This window comes from Ruegeria sp. CDSA246 (genome assembly GCF_059611225.1).
On sequence record NZ_JBXWPD010000004.1, the window covers coordinates 136,617 to 154,280 of the forward strand.

Annotated in this window: 16 protein-coding genes; 5 read left to right on the forward strand and 11 right to left on the reverse strand. The window is 57.3% G+C overall.

Annotated elements, in window-relative coordinates:
• Position 1 precedes the first annotated feature (1 nt).
• Positions 2 to 2,833, reverse strand: a complete 2,832-nt coding sequence (locus AC2FI9_RS06555; protein WP_496766756.1) for a helicase-related protein — start codon at positions 2,831 to 2,833, stop codon at positions 2 to 4.
• 22 nt (positions 2,834 to 2,855) lie between these two features.
• Positions 2,856 to 3,425, reverse strand: a complete 570-nt coding sequence (locus tag AC2FI9_RS06560; protein ID WP_496766758.1) for a tetratricopeptide repeat protein — start codon at positions 3,423 to 3,425, stop codon at positions 2,856 to 2,858.
• Positions 3,426 to 3,494: 69 nt separating this feature from the next.
• On the opposite strand from AC2FI9_RS06560, the gene AC2FI9_RS06565 reads away from it, so the two are divergent.
• The 3 genes from AC2FI9_RS06565 (at position 3,495) to AC2FI9_RS06575 (ending at position 6,657) form a co-directional block, all read left to right on the forward strand.
• The gene (locus tag AC2FI9_RS06565; protein ID WP_058273875.1) at positions 3,495 to 3,785 is read left to right on the forward strand and encodes an SCP2 sterol-binding domain-containing protein; all 291 of its coding nucleotides are present in this window, start codon (positions 3,495 to 3,497) and stop codon (positions 3,783 to 3,785) included.
• A complete protein-coding gene (locus AC2FI9_RS06570; protein ID WP_496766761.1) occupies positions 3,785 to 4,768 on the forward strand; it encodes an alpha/beta fold hydrolase in 984 nt (327 codons plus the stop codon). Before AC2FI9_RS06565 ends, AC2FI9_RS06570 begins: the two co-directional genes overlap by 1 nt.
• A gap of 68 nt (positions 4,769 to 4,836) precedes the next feature.
• A complete protein-coding gene (locus AC2FI9_RS06575; RefSeq protein WP_496766763.1) occupies positions 4,837 to 6,657 on the forward strand; it encodes a M3 family oligoendopeptidase in 1,821 nt (606 codons plus the stop codon).
• Here the strand turns inward: AC2FI9_RS06575 and AC2FI9_RS06580 are convergent, their stop codons facing one another.
• From AC2FI9_RS06580 to AC2FI9_RS06590, 3 genes are read right to left on the reverse strand one after another with little or no spacing between them, the layout of a single operon-like run.
• Complete coding sequence (locus AC2FI9_RS06580) at positions 6,658 to 7,545, reverse strand: DMT family transporter (protein WP_496766768.1); 888 nt, start codon at positions 7,543 to 7,545, stop codon at positions 6,658 to 6,660.
• A 13-nt stretch (positions 7,546 to 7,558) separates the two neighbouring features.
• Positions 7,559 to 7,828 (reverse strand): DksA/TraR family C4-type zinc finger protein, encoded by a 270-nt coding sequence (locus tag AC2FI9_RS06585; RefSeq protein ID WP_472723549.1) that lies wholly within the window; start codon positions 7,826 to 7,828, stop codon positions 7,559 to 7,561.
• Between the two features lie 58 nt (positions 7,829 to 7,886).
• A complete protein-coding gene (locus AC2FI9_RS06590; protein WP_496766773.1) occupies positions 7,887 to 8,861 on the reverse strand; it encodes a Gfo/Idh/MocA family protein in 975 nt (324 codons plus the stop codon).
• 224 nt (positions 8,862 to 9,085) lie between these two features.
• On the opposite strand from AC2FI9_RS06590, the gene AC2FI9_RS06595 reads away from it, so the two are divergent.
• Complete coding sequence (locus tag AC2FI9_RS06595) at positions 9,086 to 10,156, forward strand: fasciclin domain-containing protein (RefSeq protein WP_496766774.1); 1,071 nt, start codon at positions 9,086 to 9,088, stop codon at positions 10,154 to 10,156.
• A 41-nt stretch (positions 10,157 to 10,197) separates the two neighbouring features.
• Here the strand turns inward: AC2FI9_RS06595 and rpoH are convergent, their stop codons facing one another.
• Both rpoH and AC2FI9_RS06605 read right to left on the reverse strand, forming a co-directional pair.
• On the reverse strand, positions 10,198 to 11,094 hold the full coding sequence (rpoH, locus tag AC2FI9_RS06600) for an RNA polymerase sigma factor RpoH (protein WP_058273882.1): 897 nt from the start codon (positions 11,092 to 11,094) through the stop codon (positions 10,198 to 10,200).
• A gap of 146 nt (positions 11,095 to 11,240) precedes the next feature.
• Entirely contained in the window at positions 11,241 to 12,275 is a 1,035-nt protein-coding gene (locus tag AC2FI9_RS06605) for an RluA family pseudouridine synthase (protein WP_496766777.1), read from the reverse strand.
• On the opposite strand from AC2FI9_RS06605, the gene AC2FI9_RS06610 reads away from it, so the two are divergent.
• Positions 12,274 to 12,579, forward strand: coding sequence for a DUF6476 family protein (locus AC2FI9_RS06610; RefSeq protein ID WP_496738744.1), 306 nt, complete (start codon positions 12,274 to 12,276; stop codon positions 12,577 to 12,579). The genes AC2FI9_RS06605 and AC2FI9_RS06610 overlap by 2 nt on opposite strands.
• Before the next feature lie 3 nt (positions 12,580 to 12,582).
• Here AC2FI9_RS06610 and AC2FI9_RS06615 read toward each other — a convergent pair whose 3' ends face one another.
• From AC2FI9_RS06615 to AC2FI9_RS06630, 4 genes are all read right to left on the reverse strand, one after another.
• Positions 12,583 to 13,566, reverse strand: coding sequence for a hypothetical protein (locus AC2FI9_RS06615; RefSeq protein ID WP_496766780.1), 984 nt, complete (start codon positions 13,564 to 13,566; stop codon positions 12,583 to 12,585).
• A 31-nt stretch (positions 13,567 to 13,597) separates the two neighbouring features.
• Positions 13,598 to 14,596 (reverse strand): glycosyltransferase family 2 protein, encoded by a 999-nt coding sequence (locus AC2FI9_RS06620; protein WP_496766781.1) that lies wholly within the window; start codon positions 14,594 to 14,596, stop codon positions 13,598 to 13,600.
• Between the two features lie 108 nt (positions 14,597 to 14,704).
• Positions 14,705 to 16,720, reverse strand: a complete 2,016-nt coding sequence (locus AC2FI9_RS06625; RefSeq protein WP_496766783.1) for a hypothetical protein — start codon at positions 16,718 to 16,720, stop codon at positions 14,705 to 14,707.
• On the reverse strand, positions 16,717 to 17,661 hold the full coding sequence (locus AC2FI9_RS06630) for a hypothetical protein (protein ID WP_496766784.1): 945 nt from the start codon (positions 17,659 to 17,661) through the stop codon (positions 16,717 to 16,719). Before AC2FI9_RS06630 ends, AC2FI9_RS06625 begins: the two co-directional genes overlap by 4 nt.
• Positions 17,662 to 17,664 lie beyond the last annotated feature (3 nt).

Here is a 17,664-nt window from a genome sequence, read left to right on the forward strand (position 1 = left end):
ATCAGTTGCCGTCCTTCAAACCCATAAGCGCTGCTGCAAACGGGTTATCGGGATCGATCGCCTTTTCCTTCCGGGGTGGACGGGACGAGAAGGTCTTGCCACCTTGCGGTTTGCCACCCTTCTTGCCCTGCGGTTTGCCGCGACCATCCTGCGGTTTGCCGCGCGGTTTGCCTTTGCCCGGCCCCTGCCCTTGCCGCTGTTCACGACGCGGAGCGCGATTGGCTGGACGCTGACGACCCCAGGTGAAAGTGTAGAACACCTCAACTTCGGTCTCATCTGAGGCGGGTTCGGTTGCCGGAGCCTCGGCTACCGCCTCGGTGCTTTCGGTGGCCTCGGCTGGCGCCTCGGCGGTCGCAACGACCTCTTCGCCTTCTGCCTCGGGCGCCGGGGTTTCTTCGGCGGCAGGCTGTTCCGTAACGTCAGTCGCGGGCTTTTCGACCTCGACCGGTGCGGCTTTGACCTTCTCTCGCTCACCGCGCTCGGCCTTGTAGCCCAGCCCTTGCATCAGATCCGCGAACTGCTCAAGCGTCATGCCGGTGATCGACAGCATATCGGGCTTGGCCTCGAAACCACCCCGGCTGTCTTCGGCACGCAGCATGTCTGCCAGACGTTCCAGCATGTCGATGCGGATCGAACGCTCACCGGCATCGCGGTAACCGCACATGGTATCGTAGCCCTCGGGCGCACCTTTGGCGACCGGAACAGTGACCAGACCCGGAGGCGGCGCGTCAGGGAATTCCTGCAATCCACCGGCCAGCGCCCAAAGAACCAGACGCAAACGCGTAGGCGCGGGTTTCAGCAGAAGCGGCATGAAGATTGTGAACTGACCAAACCGGATACCGTGCTTGCGCAGGGCTCCACGGGCGTCCTGATCCAGATCTTTGACCTCTTGCGCAACACCTGCGCGGGGCAGAACGCCCAGCCCTTCAACCATGCGGAAGGCGAACCCTTTGGCCAGACCTGACAACTCTTCATCGCGCGACAGGTTCAGCAGCGGCTCGAACAACGCCGCAACCTTGCGGTCGATGAAGTGCTGCAAACGGCGCTGCACTTTCTGTTCGACATCCGGGCCTGCGGCCTCATCCACAAAAACCTCGACCATCGGCTTGAGAGGCTCTGCCCCGGCAACCAACTTGCCAACAGCATACTCGCCCCACATCAGGCCACCCTGATCGGTAAAATCAATTTCGGTATCGGGCGCGTTGTAGAAGCGGTCTGCACGCAGATGGAATTGCGGTGCGAGTGCTTGCAGAGAGGCCGATTTCAAAGCTTTCGCCTCGGTTCCCTGTGCGCTTTTGTCCGGGGTAAACCGGAACCCTTCCAGACGACCGACGAATTCTCCTTCGACGGTCACTTCACCCTTGTCATTTACTTCGGCCAAAAGGGCCTCCTTCTGTTTGAGCCGGCGCAACAACACTGACGTGCGCCGGTCCACAAATCTCTGAGTCAAACGATCATGCAGAGCGTCCGACAGCCTGTCTTCTACAATGCGCGTTTCCGCGCGCCAATGTGATTCGTCACGCACCCATCCGTTTCGTTGCGCAACATATGTCCAGGTGCGAATATATGCCAACCTTTTGGACAGTGCATCAATATCCCCATCTGTTTTGTCGATGCGGCGGATTTGCCGCGCCATGAACTCGTCAGGGATAGCGCCGCGTTCATGCAGATGACCATAGATCACCTCAAGCAGGCTGGCGTGCTCCGCGTGGCTGATACCGCGAAAATCGGGGATTCGGCACACATCCCACAGCAATCGGACGGAAGAGCCATCGCTGGCACGGGCGATAACCTCGGCATCCTGAGACAGCGATTTCAGTGCGTTCAGGTCGTCTGCGGGTCGGGCCTTGATCAGATGTTCGCTGTCAGGGCTAACCTCAAGCGAGTCGATAAGGGCCTCAACCGAGCCAAATCGCAAAGCGGCATTTCGCCAATTCAGCTTTTTCATCGGCGTGAACCGGCTGTCCATGATCGCCTGCGCCACCCCGTCGTCCAGCGGTGGGGCTTCACCGGTCACGCCAAAGGTGCCATCCGACATCCCGCGCCCTGCCCGGCCTGCGATCTGGGCCAGTTCATTGGGCGCCAGAAGCCGCATACGCCGGCCGTCAAACTTGGTCAGAGACGAAAACGCCACGTGGTTCACATCAAGGTTCAAACCCATACCGATGGCGTCGGTTGCAACGAGGTAGTCCACCTCACCATTCTGGTACAGCTCGACCTGCGCATTCCGGGTGCGCGGGCTAAGAGCACCCATGACCACCGCTGCCCCACCCTTTTGGCGGCGCAGAAGCTCGGCAATGGCATAGACGTTATCGACCGAAAATCCGACGATGGCACTGCGCGCGGGCATGCGGCTGATCTTTTTCGAGCCGGAATAAACCAGTTGCGACATGCGATCGCGGCGCACAAACTGCGCTTCTGGCACCAGCGCTGCAATAGGCCCACGCATGGTGTCAGCGCCCAGAAACAACGTCTCACTCGTGCCTCGCGACCGCAGCAGGCGATCAGTAAATACATGACCGCGCTCGGGGTCAGCGCACAGCTGGATTTCGTCGATGGCCACAAAATCTGCGCCCATACCTTCGGGCATCGCCTCAACGGTACAGACCCAGTATTTAGCACGCGGCGGAACGATCCGTTCTTCACCCGTGACAAGGGCAACGACCGACGGCCCGCGGATCGCGACGATCTTGTCATAGACCTCGCGCGCCAGCAGACGCAGCGGCAGGCCGATTACACCTGTCCGGTGCCCCAGCATCCGCTCGATCGCGTAATGGGTTTTACCTGTGTTGGTCGGGCCCAGTACGGCCACGATTCGGGATGACCCGCTCACCTTTGCCCCCTGCCCCAACTTATTAGAGGGCCGAGCCCTCGACCCGGGGCTTCAGTCGATTCACGGCATTGGTTACTTCTTCGTGATGGGGATGTATAGCTAAAGCACGCTCGTAAGCGTCCAGCGCTTTGTCGGGTCGATCGATGATCTCAAAAATCAGTCCCAATCCGTAGATAGCCTCGTAGTTGTTGGGGTTCAGCGTCAGGGCGTATTCCAGATCAGCCGCAGCCATACCGAAACGTTCGATCCCAAAAAAGGCCGATGCCCGCACGTGCCAGGCTTCGGCGAATTGCGGCGCGTGATCTGTTAGCGCAGTCAGATGCTGGATCGCGGTCAGGGAGTCGCCATCCTCTAATGCCTCGCGCCCGCGCTCAAGCAACAGATCCGCCGAGGCCGAGCCAGACTGTGCCCACAGCGCCTTGAGCTGACGATCTATGTTCATCGCCTGTTCGGGGGTTGCCTGCGACAGTTGCAACAATAGCTGTTCTTCATCCTTGGAATCCGCCGTTTGGGCGAAAGAAGGAATGGAAAACGTGACTAGAAGCGCTGTTGCCGCGACGATACCTTTGAGATTGGTGCTTGCAATGCTCATAACAACGTTCAGTGTAGCGCTGCGCCCGCGGATGTCCATTCCCGGCGCACAAACATAGTGAGGAGAATCATGAGCGACACTCTGGAAAAAGCGGCAGCCGCATTGAACGAAAAACTGTCGGGCGGCGATTTTACCGCGTCGGCAAAATTTGCCATAGCAGATCTGGGCTCAATCGTTCTGGACGCAAGCGGCGCGCGCGTCAGTGACGAAGAAACAGACGTCACCATGAACGCCGATGCGGACACGTTCGAACAAATACTCAGCGGTGAATTGAACCCCACCGGCGCGTTCATGTCAGGCAAGCTGACCGTGGACGGTGACATGGGCGTTGCTATGCAACTGGCATCGGCACTGGCCTGATGGACCTGTCGCCGGCCCCTTTCTTTGCAGACATGGCCGGCGTCCCCGCCGGTGGTCAGGCTCATTGGCTGAACACAGCGGACAACACACGCATTCGGGTGGGCCACTGGCTGCCCGAAGGCGGTACCTGCGGCACGGTGATGATGTTTCCCGGCCGCACCGAATATATCGAAAAGTACGGCAATTGCGCGACCGAGTTTACGGATCGCGGCTTTGCGTTTCTGGCTGTCGACTGGCGCGGTCAGGGCCTGGCCGACCGGTTACTGGATGACCCGCGCGTCGGGCATGTCGAGCAGTTCACGGACTATCAACAGGACGTTCAGGCCACGCTGGACCTGGCAACCGAACTGAACCTGCCGAAGCCTTGGTTCGTGATCGGACATTCCATGGGCGGGGCTATTGGTATGCGCGCGGCTTTGGAAAAGAACTGTTTTGCCGCCTGTGCCTTTACCGGACCGATGTGGGGCATTTTCTTTACCCCGATCATGAAACCGCTCAGCCGTCTGACAGCCTATTGGGGGCCGCGGATTGGGTTGGGGGAAAAGACCCCTCCGACCACGTCATTGGAAAGCTATGTGGCCTCCCAACCGTTCGAGGGGAATGTACTGACTCGCGATCCGGACATGTTCCAAATGATGAAGGATCAACTGGTTGCACAGCCCGAACTGGCGCTTGGCGCGCCTTCGACCATCTGGCTGCGCGAAGCATTGGATGAATGTGCCTGGTTGATGGACCAGACCGCTCCGGATACGCCATGTCTGACCTTTCTGGGCAGCCATGAGCAGATTGTCGACCGTAAGGCTATCCGCGCCCGCATGGCGAACTGGCCTAGCGGCACATTGGTGGAAATCCCGGATGGCGAACACGAAGTTCTGATGGAAGCGCCCGACGTACGCGGGCCGGTCTTTGACCAGCTGGCCGCTCATTTCAAAGCAGCGCAAACTGACGCGGTGCCGGAACCGGTTCTGTCTTCCGAAGTCTGATCACGCACCGCTTGTGATCCCCGCCTCGCGCGCCTAGATGTTGGCCAAAGCTATTTTCGAGGTGATCCATGCGCGACCTTCCCTTTCCCGTCCGAGACGCAAATGCTGCCGGAGGTGCCGGCAATCTGGGCAACCTGCCGGAATGGGATCTGACCGATCTCTACACCTCAGAGGATGCGCCCGAACTGTCCCGCGATCTGGACTGGTTGGAAAAGGAATGCGCCTCGTTTGCCGAAGACTACGAGGGTAAGCTGGCTGATCTGGATGCCGCGGGTCTGCTGACCTGCGTCGAGCGCAATGAGAAGATCAATTCAATCGCCGGGCGCATCATGTCGTTTGCCGGCCTGCGCTACTATCAGCTAACCACAGATGCCGAGCGTGCCAAGTTCCTGTCCGACATGCAGGAAAAGATCACCATCTTCACCACCCCGCTGGTGTTCTTCACGCTTGAGATCAACCGCATCGACGATGATGTCCTGAAGGCGCATTTCGATGTGAATGCAGATCTGGCGCGGTACGAGCCGGTCTTCCGCCGCATCCGCGCGATGAAACCCTACCAACTATCTGACGAGCTTGAGAAATTCCTGCACGACCTCGGCGTTGTTGGCGACGCGTGGGAGCGTCTTTTTGACGAAACCATTGCCGGGTTAACCTTCACCGTCGATGGCGAAGAGCTGAACATTGAAGGCACCCTGAACTTTCTTACAGAGCAGGACCGTGCCAAACGCGAAGCGGCCGCGCGCGAGTTGGCCAGCGTGTTTCAAGACAACGTCAAAACCTTCGCCCGTGTCCACAACACACAGGCCAAGGAAAAGGAAATCGTAGATCGCTGGCGCAACATGCCAACGGCGCAAACCGGTCGCCACTTGTCCAATGACGTGGAACCCGAAGTCGTCGAAGCTCTGCGCGAGGCGGTCGTAGCCGCCTACCCCAAGCTCAGCCATCGCTACTACGAGCTGAAACGCAAATGGCTGGGCCTGGACGTAATGCAGGTTTGGGACCGCAACGCGCCGCTGCCGATGGAAGACACGCGCATTGTTGACTGGGATGAAGCCGAGAAGACGGTCATGGACGCCTATACTGCCTTCGATCCCCGAATGGGTGAAATCGCGGCTCCGTTTTTCTCGAAGGGTTGGATCGACGCGGCCGTGAAGCCCGGTAAAGCTCCGGGCGCATTTGCGCACCCAACCGTCACCGAGGTTCACCCCTATGTGATGCTCAACTATCTAGGCAAACCGCGCGACGTGATGACACTGGCGCATGAGTTGGGGCACGGCGTCCATCAGGTACTGGCGGCCGATCAGGGCGAGATGCTGTCTTCTACCCCACTGACGCTGGCTGAAACGGCGTCGGTCTTTGGTGAAATGCTGACTTTCCGCAAGATGTTGGACAAGGCCGAAACTCCGGAACAGCGCAAGGTGCTGCTGGCCGGCAAGGTCGAGGATATGATTAACACGGTCGTACGTCAGATCGCCTTTTACGACTTTGAATGCAAGCTGCATGCGGCCCGCCGCGAGGGTGAGCTGACCCCGGATGACATCAACGCTTTGTGGATGAGCGTACAGGCCGAAAGCCTTGGGCCCGCATTTGAATTCATGGATGGGTACGAGACCTTCTGGGCTTATATCCCGCACTTCGTCCATTCACCGTTCTACGTCTACGCCTATGCGTTCGGTGACGGTTTGGTGAACGCGCTATACTCGGTCTACGACAGCGGTGCGGACGGGTTCGAAGACAAGTATTTCGAAATGTTGCGCGCTGGTGGGTCCAAACACCACAAGGAGCTGCTGGCCCCGTTCGGATTGGATGCAAGCGATCCCAAGTTCTGGGACAAGGGTCTGTCGATGATTTCCGGCTTTATCGACGAGCTGGAAGCGATGGAAAACTAGTCACTTCTGGCTTTTGGTCGTCAGGAAAATGGCGACCACAATCAACACAGCCCCTAGGGCCGCGACCGGCGTGATTGCGGCCCCCAGAAACAGGGCTGAGTTGACGAACGTGAACACCACGGATGCGGCGAACATCAAGGTCGCGGTCAACGTCGAGACCCGCGCGGCGGCCTCGTACCACAGGTAGTAGGCCAAAGCGGTCGGCAGCACCCCCAACAAAATCAGGAACACGACATCGTTGGCTGTAGGTATCTGCAGTGAAAAAGCGGCCAGCGGGACCAAAAGCACACCCGAGCACAAGAATATCCCAAATAGGAAGTTCAGACGTTCTCCGGTCGTTTCAGAATTTCGCATCGCCCGGCTGCTCGAGATTAGGAAAACCGCCCAGCTTAGCCCTGCGCCGATTTCAAGCAAGTCCCCGAACAGGGGCTCTCCACCGCCTTGGAAATCCTGATAAACTGTTAGGAAGACGCCGAAAATCGCCAACCCCGTGGCAAGTATGTCTGTGCGCGTAACGGGCGTGTCTGCAAAGAAATACAAAAAGATCAGCACAAAGAATGGCGCCGTGTTCTCAAGAACCATGGCATTGGCTGCACCGGTATGTTCAAGCCCGATATGGAACAGGATGTAGTTGACCACGGTGGACAGAACGGCCAGCCGAAAATTCCAGTCATTCAACCCGATCGAAACAGCGACCCGCATCACGCGCAGCATGCAATAAATAGCGATGGCTGCGATGAACAGGCGCGTTACCGCGATTTGCAGCCCTCCCAGATCGCTGGTCAGGTAGCGGACTATGACGCTGTGCGTGCCCCACAGGAAAGCCGCAAGAAACCCAAGAACCAGCCCGTTTTGCAAGAGTGGCTGCTTCTCTTTGGTGTCGGGCATCCTTGTGCCCCGCTTACTTCAACTGACTGTCTTTAGAACCGCGCCGATTGATTCCGCCACGCGCCTGGAATGAGCTGTCCCGATCCTGTTGGCAATCCAGGCAAAGTTTAACACCGGGAATGGCGATCCGTCGCTTTTCTGGAATCGGCTCTTCACATTCGGCGCAATGGGTCAGGCTTTCCCCGACAGGCCGCTTTTGCGCCTGCATCCGGGCCAGTTCGTCCGTAATGGACGCTTCAATCTGTTCGCTCACCGCGCCATCACGCGCCCAACCGCCTGCCATGGTCTCCCTCCTGAACAGGTGACAGCCAGATTAGTCCAGCCGAGCGCTGCGTGGCAAGTCAGAGGGCGACTGCGCCCTCGAACACCCTGTCAATCATTGCCTGCGTACCCTTCGAGAATTCCAGCGGGCATGGGTAATCAGCCCCGTCGCGGACTGACTGGCAAAACGCCTCGACCTGAAGCTTGTAGTGATCGTCGCCCGGGAATCGCGTGACCTGGACCTCAAGACCCGGACGGTGCAGTTCCACCCGCGCCTCACCAAAAACACGCGCGTTGAAGGGCGCGGTCAGGCGGATCACGCCACCCTCGCCATGGAACACCATTTCCTGATGCGGGTGCATCCGGATCGAGACGTAGCTGGAATAGGTGAAATCAGGGAATTGCGCGCGTATTTCGGTGAAGGCATCAATGCCGTCTTCCCAGCGGATTGCAGATTGTACCGAGACCGGTTCTTGCCCGGTGGCGAACCGGGCGCTGCCGATTACATAAACGCCAATGTCGCGCAACCCACCGCCCCCGGTTTCGGCCCGGTTACGGATGTTTCCGGTGTCTGCGCGGTTGTCAAAACTGAACGCGCCCGTCACATGCACGAGCTTTCCAATGGCCCCATCCGCAATCAGTTGTCGAACGAAATGCCACTGCGGGTGGTGCACAATCATGTAGGCTTCGGCCGCCAGCAAACCGGTCTGATCCCTCCTTTCGATCAGCGCATCAAACTCGGGCGCGGACATGGCCATGGGCTTTTCACACAGAACATGCTTACCCGCGTCCAGCGCCTTGAGGCTCCATTCGACATGCAGATGGTTGGGCAGCGGGATATAGACCGCGTCGATCTTGGGATCGGCCAAAAGGGCGTCATAGCTGCCATAAACCGTCAGATCAGGGCAGTACTGCTGGAACGGCTCAGCCTTGGCTGCGTCCGACGTGGCGAGACCTGCCAATCGGGCCCCGTCCGCCGCGTGAATTGCCGGCGCCATGAACTGTCGTGCGAATTTCGCGGCGCCAAGAACGCCCCATTGAACAGGTTGCTGCATACCGCCGCCTCATCCTTTGTTAGCTTGTGCCGTCTCTATCAGGGAATCGCTTTAAAGTCAGGGGTTTCGTGGTGTTTTCCGCCCAATAACGCACGCAAACCTGAGAATTTCTTGATCCGTTTCATTGTCCGCGCCGTAGCAGCTATGTCACCGGGTAATCGGCATTGTCCGCTCAAAGCACCCGGGATTGATGTTGTGACCAACTGGGTGGGAGATTGCCAGACATGCCAACACCGACAGAGACAATTACCGGAATCGTGTTGATGAGCGGAGCCGTCGGCTCGTTCGATGACAACAACGGAGATTTTGACATCCTGCGCGAGGCCGTTGTTGCCGCTGGCCTTGCTGGTGCACTGGATGACCCCGAGGCCAGCCTTACGGTATTCGCCCCAACCGACGCCGCCTTTATCGGACTTGCCCAGGCTCTGGGCTATGCGGGTTCGGACGAAGCAGGCGCGTTGCGGCACATCGTCAAGGCGCTGACCCTGTTGGGCGGAGGGGATCCCATCCCCCTGCTGACAGAGGTGCTGAAATACCACGTGGTCAACGGGGAATTCGACCTGGCTGCGGTCGCCGGCTTGGGCGACTGCGCACAGATCGAAACGTTGCAGGGTTCGTCGGTTGAATTGAACCTTCAAAGCGCCCCACCAAGTCTGGGCGATGCGGATGACGGCATCGCCGATCCGGGTATCATCCAAACCGATATTGAAGCCACAAACGGGATCATTCACGCCCTAAACGGAGTCCTTCTGCCTGTATCGGTTACGGACATTCTGGGTCAGAAGAACACCGATTTCATCCTCGGCGACGACTCGGACGAGTTCTACTTTACCGGGCGCGGTCAGGACTTCGTTCATGGTGGTGGCGGAAATGATGTCATCAATACTGGCCGAGGCAATGATGTCGCGCTTGGAGGCGCTGGACACGACGTGATCTTTGGCGGTCGTGGCAAAGACATTCTGCGCGGTGATGAAGGCGAAGATACGATATTCGGCGGCAGAGGGGCCGATGTGATCGACGGTGGAGCCGATGATGACATCCTGTTCGGCGGTCGTGGCAAAGACATGTTTGTCATTGAAAACGGGGATGGCGATGATTGGATCGTCGACTTCCGGGTCGGAAAGGACAAGATTGACTTGTCCGGCTACGAAGGCATCGCCGGATTTGAAGATATCAAGGATGATATATCGGGTGGCTTCTTCCAGACCACCATCGAACTAGGGGACGGGGACAGTATTGTCCTTACGGGCGTTGGAGCCGGACATCTGACCGAAGACAGCTTTATTTTCGCCTAAAGAAAATCAGCCCGCCGTTGTGGCGGGCTGAACCAATGGGGTCAGACAGTACCCAGCATGCCCTTTTCACGGGCCAACTCGCGCATCTTTTTCTGCAGCTTCTCGAAGGCACGAACCTCGATCTGACGAATACGCTCGCGGCTGACATTATACTGCGTGCTGAGCTCTTCCAGCGTGACGGGCTGATCCATCAGACGGCGCTGAGTCAGGATGTCCTTTTCCCGGTCATTCAGGACATCCAGCGCAGCCGCCAGAAGCTCGCGGCGGGCGTCAAGCTCGTCGCGAGCTTCGTAATCGCCGGCCTGATCTGCATCTTCGTCCTCAAGCCAGTCCTGCCATTGCATGGTGCCTTCGCCTTCGGACCCGACGGTCGCGTTCAGCGAGGCATCACCACCAGACATCCGGCGGTTCATGCTGATGACTTCAGCTTCGGTCACGCCTAGATCAGTAGCAATCCGCTTGACGTTTTCCGGACGCAGGTCGCCTTCTTCCAGCGCACCAATACGAGCCTTGGCCTTGCGAAGGTTAAAGAACAGCTTTTTCTGCGCCGATGTCGTGCCCAGCTTGACCATCGACCACGACCGCAGAACGTATTCCTGGATCGAGGCACGAATCCACCACATTGCATAGGTCGCCAGCCGGAAACCTTTTTCCGGATCAAACTTTTTCACGGCCTGCATCAGACCCACATTGGCCTCGGAAATCACCTCGGCCTGTGGCAGGCCATAGCCGCGATAGCCCATAGCGATCTTGGCCGCCAATCGCAGGTGCGACGTGACCATCTTATGTGCAGCTTCAGTGTCTTGCTCTTCGACCCAACGCTTGGCGAGCATGTACTCTTCTTCCGGCTCAAGCAGCGGAAATTTGCGAATTTCCTGCATGTAGCGGTTCAGGCCGCCCTCGGGCGTCGGCGCGGGGAGATTTGCGTAATTTGCCATGATTCATGTCCCTCCGACAAATGTTTACTTCGTTAACATGGGATATGGGAATAAGTCCCGATCCATTCAAGAGGTACCGTTAACAGTTTGAAATTAACGATTGATAAAGGAAAGCTAAGAACGCGTTACTCACGTATGTTTGCGTATTATGTCAGCGGCGCGCGCAGTTGTTCAATCAGAAATTCCATATCATTTGGCAAATCGGCCTCAAACCGAAGGTTTTCGCCTGTCACAGGGTGCTCAAAGCCTAAAACTGCGGCATGCAGCGCCTGTCGCGAAAAACCGCGCACGGCCTCGGCAGCGGCCGGGTTGAAGGCTTTCGCCGCAAGCTTGCGTTTACCCCCATACACCGGATCGCCAACCAGCCCATGCCCGGCATGGGCCATATGGACACGGATCTGGTGCGTTCGGCCGGTTTCCAGCCAACATTCAATCAGCGCGATGCCTGCCGGGTTGCCAAATGTCTCGACCAACCGCGCCCGAGTTACCGCATGCCGACCACCGTGGAACAGAACCGCTTGTTTCTGCCGGTCGTTTTTGTGGCGCGCCAATTGCGTGGTCAGGCGCATGATATTGCCCGGTTCAAAGCTGACACCCTTGATGCCGCGCAAACGTGGGTCATTCGCATCCGGTACGCCGTAGCAAATCGCGCGGTAATAGCGTTCGACGCTATGCGCCTCGAACTGCGCCGCCAGACCGTGATGGGCCGCGTCAGACTTGGCGACCACCAGCAAGCCGCTGGTCTCTTTGTCGATGCGGTGCACGATGCCAGGGCGTTTGACGCCCCCCACACCTGACAGGTCCTCGCCACAATGATGCAGCAACGCATTGACCAGCGTTCCGTTGGGCGAGCCCGGCGCAGGGTGAACGACCATGCCTGCGGATTTGTTGATGACGATCAGGTCCGCGTCCTCATAGACGACGTTCAGCGGGATATCTTCTGGACCGATATGGCTTTCTTCTGCTTCGGCGACGGAGATCGACACCGAGGCGCCTTCGGCCACCTTGGCCTTGGGGTCCCGGACTTCGACACCGTCGATTGTCACCTCACCGTTCTCGATAAGACGGGTCAGACGGGTGCGCGACAGGTTTTCATCCGCTGGTACATCCCGCGAAAGCGCCTTATCAAGGCGTGGCGGCGGATCGGCCGCGATCTGAAATTCAATCTGGCGGGTACCCATGACTGTCCCTTCCGAACCCCAAGAACCGCAGGAAACACCTCAGCTTCGCTTGCTGCGGCGCATGGTCATGCTGCTGACCGCGGTGATGATTGGCGGGGTTCTAGTGACATTCGCACTGATTGTCATCCGACTATCGGACAGAACCCCTACCCTGCCCGATCAAATCGAACTGCCGGATGGTGCCAAAGCTCAGGCCGTAACGATCGGCAGCAACTGGTACGCCGTCGTGACCGATGGCAACCGAATCCTGATTTTTGACAAGACGACCGGAAAACAGCGCCAGGAAATCGTCGTGCAGGAATAGCGATCAGCTGTCCAAAGCCATACGGAACACGATCTCAGAGGCTTTACGCAACGCCTCATACTCTTCGGGCGTATCCCGGCGGAACATCTTGTCCTCATCGCTTAGTTTTGTCGGGGTGAACAGTTCAGGCCTGTCGGGAAAGAACTCTTGCTGAAAGGCGGTATCCTGCTTGGCCAGGAATTCGTCCAGCCAAGCGCGCTCATCGGGTTCCAGAACATCATTCCGGCGCACCATGACGGGATCATCGACAAAAATTCGGCGTAACTGGCGACTTTTCTTACGCCCCAGTGCACGGGAGATGACACCAAAAGCTTCGCTCGCCGCGCGGGATTGCGACGGGTTGGACACGGTTTCTGCTGAAACCTCCTCCGCCAATGGCGTACCGATCCGCGACAGGAAATCATCAACGACGTTGCCCCGCACCATGCCCGAGCGTTCATACAAAAGCGGAGCAACGGTGACGCCGGGAAAGGCGGTCCGGATTTCGGCGATTTTGGCAGAAAAGCTCAACCGTTCCGGGTGGTTGCGGATAAGATCAAGTTGCTGGCGGATGTATTCAGTGCCGCCGTTGGACAGCCGCCCTGCCTTGGCCCGCTGTTTGTAATCCGCCTCGAAGAAATCGGAATACCGGCGGCAATAGTAGGTGATCGTCAATGCACGCGAGGGGATATCAGCAAAAACCTCGGCCAGCCGGTTCAGATTGCAGGAATAGAACATCTCGGACGAAACAACACAGGTCTGATCTGCATGCGCATCGTATTCAGTGGTCATGGCAGACCGAAACGGATCCATCGGATCAGCGCTCTGGTTGATGTGAAAGGCGACGATGTTGTGACTTATCGCCAGACGTGTGCCGCCATCCAGCCGACGCCGGCCGGTTTCCATATAATGCAGGCCGATCTCGTTCATGACCGAATGTTTCCGGCGCAGAAATCCCTGCAAGGCGGTCGTGCCAGTTTTGGGCATTCCCATGTGCAGCCAAAGCATTACCTAGCTCCTGTCCCCGAACTGTGCTGCGTCATGCCTGCTGGCTGGCCGTGAAACCTGCGGTCATCTGCTGCATGAGGTCCTGCATCTCGGGCAGGTCACGCAATTGCGCGATCTGTTGGCGGTGAAGATCGCAAGACGCATGATGAAGGCGCGCAACCTCGGGGTCAGAGAGCATTTCGTAATAGAAACCACGTTTGCGATCCAAAACCACATCGATCGAGGTATTCATCTCAGCGTTCTGGTTCATCATGTTCCAGTATTCCAGGCCAAGGCTTTCCCCCAAATGGTGAGCGCGACCGCGCATCTTTTTGACCAGATAACTTTCGCAGGATTTCAGAGCATAGTGGTTGACCTGCACGAACTCATAGCCGACCGAGTCACGGGCGGATCGCCAGCTTCTGTCATAATATCGTTCAGGCATCAGCTGACCCGACCCGTTGTACCAATGGCACTCTTCAATGGTTTCGACTGTCGGCTTTTTGGGACGATGAACGCCCAAGCCATCCCAGATCTCACGCTGGAACATGGTCTTAAAGCCCCAAGCCTGCGGCGGTCGGTAGATCTTTTCCGGAGCGGCCTGTCGGAACTGATCCGACAAAAACCGGTCTTCGTACCGCACGACACCTGCGTTTCCGAACAACCGCCATGTCATTGAAATCGTCTTGGCGTTAGGGATGGCATCGGTCAATGCCCGCAGCGTATGATCCCCGGTCTTGATGTTGATATGTTCATCGGCGTCGATCACCACGACCCAATCCTGCGGGCGTGCGACTTCCATCTTCAGGAAAGTATTATAAGCACGCTTTTGCGGGCTGGTTTTGCGGCGTGAATTGTTGTCGATATGCGTCAGCACGCCCTTTTCATCCAACCGTTGCAGCAAGGCATCGGTGCCATCGGTGCAGTCATTGGTCATCACAACCATCTGGTCGATACCAATCGCACGGTTATGGGCCACCCACTCTAGCACGAACGGGCCTTCGTTCTTCATCGGAGTGACACTGATATATCGAGGGTCCTGATCGGTCATGATTGACTGCCCTGTTCGTTGTTTTTGCCCGGAACTAATCGGGATCATTCTGAATTTGCCGGTAAATTAAGTTGAATTAATGGAACTACCAAGGGGAAATCCGGTCAATTACCCACCTGCCCGTTTAAGTTGGTTCGAGAACCGCTTGAGTTTGGGGCAAAGGTCACGCGCCCGGGACAGGTATTTTCGGGCTTTGGCCTTTTCTCCCTTTCGAAGCAATAATTGCCCTGCAGCACCCTGTATTGCCGCTGTATTGTCATCGATGTCGGCTGCTTCCATAATTTGTTGATGTGCCTGCTCTTCTGCGCCAATCCGGTCCAGAAAACACCCCATCGCGAAAATCAGAAACGGATTACCGGGATCACAGGCCAATGCATCCGCCATCGCCAAACGCGCCCGCGAATTGTCGCCTTCCGCTTCATATAGTTCTGACAGACGTTTCTGATAAAGAGGATTGTCCGGACGTTGTGTACAAACCCATTGCGCAACATCAATGGCCTTTTCATTTGGCATCCGGCCCAGACGAACCTGCAGCACGGATGTCAAACTTTTGTGCTCGGGGCTATCCTCGGAAAACTGGGCATCTGGTGACAAGTTCTTCATGGTCTTAAGACCATCTTGCAGCGCCAAAAGACGTTCTCTGTTGCCTTTCAAACGCCGCGCGCGCTCATCCAGAGACAGAACGGACCAATCCAGAAGAATGAGATCAAAGTTACACGGACGGCGGGCAATAACCTTCCGTTGCGCAACATGTGCATTGAAATTGAACCAAGATCTACGAATTGATTTCTGAACAGCCCAGTCGATTGGTGGCAGTGCCCTGAAAGCAAGTTGATCACGGAACAACAGGCGCGACCCAAAAATTGTAACATCCGGCCGCAGAGGTTTGGCCCAAAACGCCAAGCTGAATTCTCGTGCCGCCATCCACCTTTTTTTTTGAGAGCCCAGAACCGCAGCCCTCAACGCGCGCGCTACCGCGTGGTCCTCGGGCCAGAGGTTAATATCTCCCAACGCCCGATCGGCCATCTGCAATGCTTCGTCGCCTCGCCGCAAATAGAAAAGGTTAATTGCCTGTAACACTGGCAGGAACGCATTGTCCGCTCCGGCCTCAAGGATCTGGCTTCCAATCTCCGTTGCCAATGCAGTGCGATCCTCAGCGCGAAAATCAAACAGATGAAACGTCGCTTTTGCGTAAATGTGTGCAGCTTCGGACGGATTTAGAAACCCCGTATCTCCTTTGGACAGTCTCTGAACGACTTTCTCGTTAGCGGCATTGAGTTCGTCTTCTGAGAGAACGTCCCGAAACACCTTGCTTTGATGTCCTGCAATCCGTGAGGCCGCCATCGAAAATGCCGAAACTGCAGGCGCAATTACCAGATCCGCCCGCGACATCGTGTAGAGTTCCAGAAAGTCCCGTTTTGCACGTGTCATTCCCGACACATCGGCAACGTCAGACATTTGCATCAACTTTGGAAACTGTTTCTGAAACCGTTCAATCAGTTCCGGCTGGTCCGAGAACATAATGGCCGCTTTATCGGCGTTCTTCTCTAGATGCGCCTCATACAGTTCTTCGGGTTCGATCTTTGCGGGCCAGGTTGTGTGCTTCCACGGCAGCCCATTCAGAATATCACCGCGGCGGATGTGATAGGCAGATACGCCCTGCCCTGACAGCCTGGCATCCGCGCAATCCATGATTTTGCGTATTTCTTCGGTGAACCCGACCCGGTGAATGAAGTCGCGATATCGCGGGCGGATGGTCTCGACGTCTTCCCAAGGAAAGGCAAGCACTTCGAAACCTTCCTCTACCAGCACCGACCGTCCGGCGTTGAGATGCGCAATCAGGCGGTCGGGCGACGTGTCGCTTTGGAAGGACCAGATCGGCAAGGCATTCTGTGCCAGGGTTCCGAACTCCTTGGGAGTAAGGAAATGTTCATCCATCCAGTCCTGCGCGAACAACTCTTGTGGGTGGTCCAGCTCGGGCGCGTCCGCGCCCTGCGGGAACCAATTCACCCGGTAGGTCGTGTTGAAATCTTCGGCCAGCCGGATGCAGGTCAGCATCATCAGCAACCGCGCGCCCATGCGGTCCTTGCGCTGACCGACAAACACACCTTTGGCGGCGGTCACGAGGCGTCCCTTTCCTTCTCGGCCATGGCCTGCCGGCGCAGTCGGCGGAACCGCTGCCGGGCTTTTGCCGCCAAGTCAGGGTGCCGCTCGGCGCCGATGGCCTCAATCCCCCGAATATACATAGGCAGGCGACGTCGGGCGCGCATCATCTTGTAATACCCGACCTTATCCAGTGAGCCGTCCATCGCCCCCAGCATTACGGGCTTGAGGATATCCAGCTTGCGCAACATGGGCGCCGCGAAATGGTTTGAAAACCAGGTCTTGAGCAACATCACGTTGTCGCCCTGCAGACGCTGGACCTGCTGCCGGTCCAGATCAAAGAAAGGGTCGTAAAAGACGTAAGCCTTACCAGCCGACTGAACAGTTTGGGCCGCATCGCTCATCGGCAGGTCCCAGTCCTGCACGCGGCCGAACCGATAGCGGGTTTCCCAAGGCACCAGCCGTTCATCCAGCGTTGTCTGAGGGTTGAACGCGATCACATGCGCACCGGGCACATGCGCTGAAAAGGTCAAAGCCCCAAAGCCGCCCATAGACGCGCCTGCAAAAACAACTTGGTCAAACCGGTCAAAGAACCCTTCGGCGACCTTGTTCTCAAAATAAGCAATTATCTCGGGGTCGCGATACCATGCCTTGGTACGCGCGAAGACGCCCATGTGGGACCACCCTTCGTCGCGAAAGAATTTCCAGCCCCACGGCTCGCGCGCGAAGGATAGGTCATTGGCGTTGGCGATATTGTCGAAGCTGACTACCAGACGCTTTGGGTAGCGCTGATGGAACAGGATCGAGTGGCGTTCCAGCTTTTGAAAGAAGCCAGTGCCGTCGCCGCCGGGGTACAGCTCGACAAACCAAGGCGGAGCGGGATCCGTCAGAATACGCTCATACCCTGTCTTGCGGTCAGGGTGTTCCGGTTTCAGCTGCTCTTTTGAAAGGTCTTCGGCCATGAT